Source organism: Polaromonas sp. (assembly GCF_013817205.1).
GTDB lineage: Bacteria > Pseudomonadota > Gammaproteobacteria > Burkholderiales > Burkholderiaceae_C > Polaromonas.
Genome location: NZ_JACDDD010000140.1, coordinates 1 through 3718 on the forward strand (window position 1 = coordinate 1; position 3718 = coordinate 3718).

3 protein-coding genes are annotated in these 3718 nt (G+C 65.9%); all 3 read left to right on the forward strand.

All coding sequences use genetic code 11. The annotated features are described in order from the left end of the window. On the forward strand, positions 1-883 hold an 883-nt coding region (locus H0W47_RS18430; RefSeq protein WP_296927042.1), incomplete at its 5' end, for a TolC family protein. Between the two features lie 30 nt (positions 884-913). Beyond that, on the forward strand, positions 914-2098 hold the full coding sequence (locus H0W47_RS18435; protein WP_296927043.1) for an efflux RND transporter periplasmic adaptor subunit: 1185 nt from the start codon (positions 914-916) through the stop codon (positions 2096-2098). 23 nt (positions 2099-2121) lie between these two features. Then, positions 2122-3718: efflux RND transporter permease subunit (locus H0W47_RS18440; RefSeq protein WP_296927045.1), on the forward strand; the 1597-nt coding region annotated here is incomplete at its 3' end.

A 3718-nucleotide genomic window follows, 5' to 3' on the forward strand; every position in this document is an offset into this window, starting at 1 on the left:
CTCGCGCGGCGAGACCGGCCGGCTGGCGCAACTGAGCGCGGAGGCCGGCTTCACCGCACCCGCGATCGCAGCGCTGGCGCGCGCCAGTGCCGCCGACGCCAACAGCCGCGCCACCCAGCAGGCCGCGTCATGTGAGCTGGACATCAAGGCGCTGGTGGCGCTAAGCAGTATGCCCGAGTCGGATTTGAGACAAAAACTGGCCTCAGCCCCCGCCGGTACTGCACAGATAGCTACTGTTTTGATAGCGAGCGTACCGGCGCAGGCACTGGCGCAGCGCCCGGATGTGTTCAGCGCCGAGCGCGATGTCGCTGCCGCCAGCGCCGAAGTTGGCAGCGCGCAGGCCGCGCGTTACCCGCGCCTGACCCTGAGCGGCGCGGTCGCGGCCAACAACTTGCGCAGCGGCGGCGTGAGCACCGACTTCAACACATGGTCCATCGGGCCGCTGGCGCTGAGCGTGCCGCTGTTCGACGGCGGTCGGCGTGCCGCCGACGCAGAGGCGGCGCAGGCGCGTTACGACGAAGCGGCTGCGCTTTACCGCGCCCGCGTCCGGCAGGCGGTGCGCGAGGTCGAGGAAGCACTGATCACGCTGCAAAGCACCGCCGCCCGCAGCGAAGATGCACGCGTGGCGGCCGAAGGTTTCCGGGCCTCCTTCGCCGGCACCGAGGCGCTGTACAAAAACGGCCTGGCCAGCCTGGTCGATCTGGAAGACAGCCGGCGCACACAGCTGGCCGCAGAAACGGCGCTGCTCAACCTGCAGCGCGAGCGTGCCTCGGCCTGGGTCGCGCTGTACCGCGCCATGGGCGGCGGCTGGACGCGCGAGCTCGAAGGCCCGGGCGGACCGGCTGTCGCCACCGGCAGCCACCCATCGTCACGCCAGCCCTGAAATACATCACCCTGAATCAACAACAACACCATGAATAAATCCAAGATCAAACCGGTTGCTATTGTTCTGATAGCTGTTATCGCAGTGACGGCGGGGGCTTACGCCATGTTTTCCTCGGATTCCGGTAAGCCGGCCCAGCCTGCAGCCGCTGCGCCCAAACCGGCGCTGACGGTGTCAGCCGCGCAGCCTGAACAGACCCGCCTGCCGATCAAGCTCAGCGCCAACGGCAACATCGTGGCCTGGCAGGAGGCCGTCATCGGCTCGGAATCCAGCGGCCTGCGACTGACGCACGTGCTGGTCAACGTGGGGGACACGGTCAGGGCCGGCCAGGTGCTGGCGCGTTTTTCGGGTGACAGCGTGCGGGCCGATGTGGCGCAGGCGCGTGCCAGCCTGGTCGAGGCGCAGGCCACGGCCGCCGATGCCGCCGCCAACGCGGCGCGCGCCCGCACGCTGCAGAATTCGGGCGCCCTGAGCACCCAGCAGATCAACCAGTACAACACCAGTGAGCAGACCGCCAAAGCGCGTGTCGCTGCGGCACAGGCCGTGCTGGATGCGCAGCAGGTGCGCGGCAACAACACTCAGGTGCTGGCACCTGACAGCGGCATGATTTCTGCGCGCAGCGCCACGGTGGGCGCCGTCGTGGGCAGCGGCACCGAGTTGTTCCGCCTGATACGTGGCGGCAGGCTGGAGTGGCGCGCCGAGGTCACCAGCAATGAAATCGGGCGCATCAGGCCCGGGGCCACCGCGCTGGTGACCGCCGCCAGCGGCGAAAAGGTCAAAGGGACCGTACGCATGGTGGCGCCCACTGTCGATCCGCTGACCCGCAATGCGCTGGTTTATGTCGATTTGCCCCGCACCCCCAGCGTCAAGGCGGGCATGTACGCCCAGGGCGAATTTGAACTCGGATCAGTGAACGCCCTGACACTGCCGCAGCAGGCGCTGGTGCTGCGCGACGGCTTCAGTTATGCGATGCGTATCGAGCCCGACAACAAAGTGGTGCAGGTCAAGCTGCAAACCGGCCGCCGGCTGGGGGACGTGGTCGAGATTGTCCAGGGCGCCAAGCCCGGTGAGCGGTATGTCGCGGCAGGCGCCGCCTTTCTGGCCGATGGTGACACGGTCAAGCTGGCTGCCGCCGCGCCCGCCGCCCCTGCGGCATCTGTAGAGACAAACAAGGCTCCAGTCCCCGTCAATGCTGCGCTAGCAGCTACTAAATAGATAGCAGATTGCCGGAGAAAAGAATGAACGTTTCCGCCTGGTGCATCCGCAACCCGATTCCCGCCATCATGTTTTTTGTCATGCTGTGTTTTGCCGGCATGCTCAGCTACCAGGCCATGAAGGTGCAAAACTTTCCTGACCTGGACGTACCGAACATCGTGATCTCGGCCAGCCTGCCCGGCGCCTCACCGGCGCAGCTGGAGACCGATGTGGCGCGCAAGATCGAAAACGCCATCGCCTCGCTGCAGGGCCTGAAAAACATCTACACCAAGGTGCAGGACGGTGCAGCCACGATTACCGCCGAGTTCCGTCTGGAAAAATCCACCCAGGAAGCGCTCGACGAAGTCCGTTCGGCGGTTCAGCAGGTACGCGCCGACCTGCCCGCCGATGTGCGCGACCCCATCGTCAGCAAGATCAACCTCGCGTCGTCTCCGGTGCTGGCTTACACCATTCGCAGCAAGGCAATGGACGATGAAGCCATGTCCTGGTTTGTCGATGACACCCTGACGCGCCGCCTGCTGGCGGTGCCCGGCGTGGGCGCGGTCACACGCGTGGGCGGCGTCAGCCGCGAGGTGCGGATTGCGCTGGATCCGGCCAGGATGTCGGCACTCGGCGTCAGCGCCGCCACCGTGTCGCGCGCGCTCAACCAGGTGCAGCTCGACACGGCAGGTGGTCGCACCGAGGTGGGCAGCGGCGAGCAGCCGGTACGCACGCTGGCCACGGTACAGTCGGCCGCCGAACTGGGCCTGATCGAGCTGGCCGTTGGCGACGGGCGCAAGGTGCGCCTGAACCAGGTGGCCGACGTGCAGGACACGGTGGCCGAGCAACGCTCGTCAGCCCTGCTCAATGGCGTGCCGGTGGTCGGTTTTGAAGTGGCGCGCAGCAAGGGCGCCAGCGAGGTCGAAGCGGGTCGGGGCGTACGCGCCGCGCTGGAAGCGCTCAAGCTGAGCCGTCCGGACATCGAGCTGACGGAGGCCTTTGACTTCGTGACCCCGGTTGAAGAGGAACACAGCGCCTCGCTGACCCTGCTGATCGAAGGCGGTCTGCTGGCGGTGCTGGTGGTGTGGCTGTTTCTGCGCGACTGGCGCGCCACCTTTGTGTCTGCCGTGGCCTTGCCGCTGTCGGTGATTCCGGCCTTCATCGGCATGCATTACCTGGGGTTTTCCATCAATGTGGTGACGCTGCTGGCGCTGAGCCTGGTGATCGGCATCCTGGTCGACGATGCGATTGTGGAGGTCGAAAACATCGTGCGGCACCTGCGCATGGGCAAAACGCCCTACCAGGCGGCGATGGAAGCCGCCGACGAAATTGGCCTGGCGGTGATCGCCACCACTTTCACCCTGATTGCCGTGTTTTTGCCGACCGCTTTCATGAGCGGCATTGCCGGCAAATTCTTCAAGCAGTTCGGCTGGACCGCGGCCCTGGCCGTGTTTGCATCGCTGGTGGTGGCGCGCATGCTCACGCCCATGATGGCGGCCTACATTCTCAAGCCCATCGTCAATTACGTGGAAAAAGACGGTGCGGTGATGCGCTGGTACATGCGCGCCAGCCGCTGGTGCATCAAACACCGCTTCATCACCGGCCTAGCAGCGGGCGTGTTTTTTGTCGGCTCGCTGATGT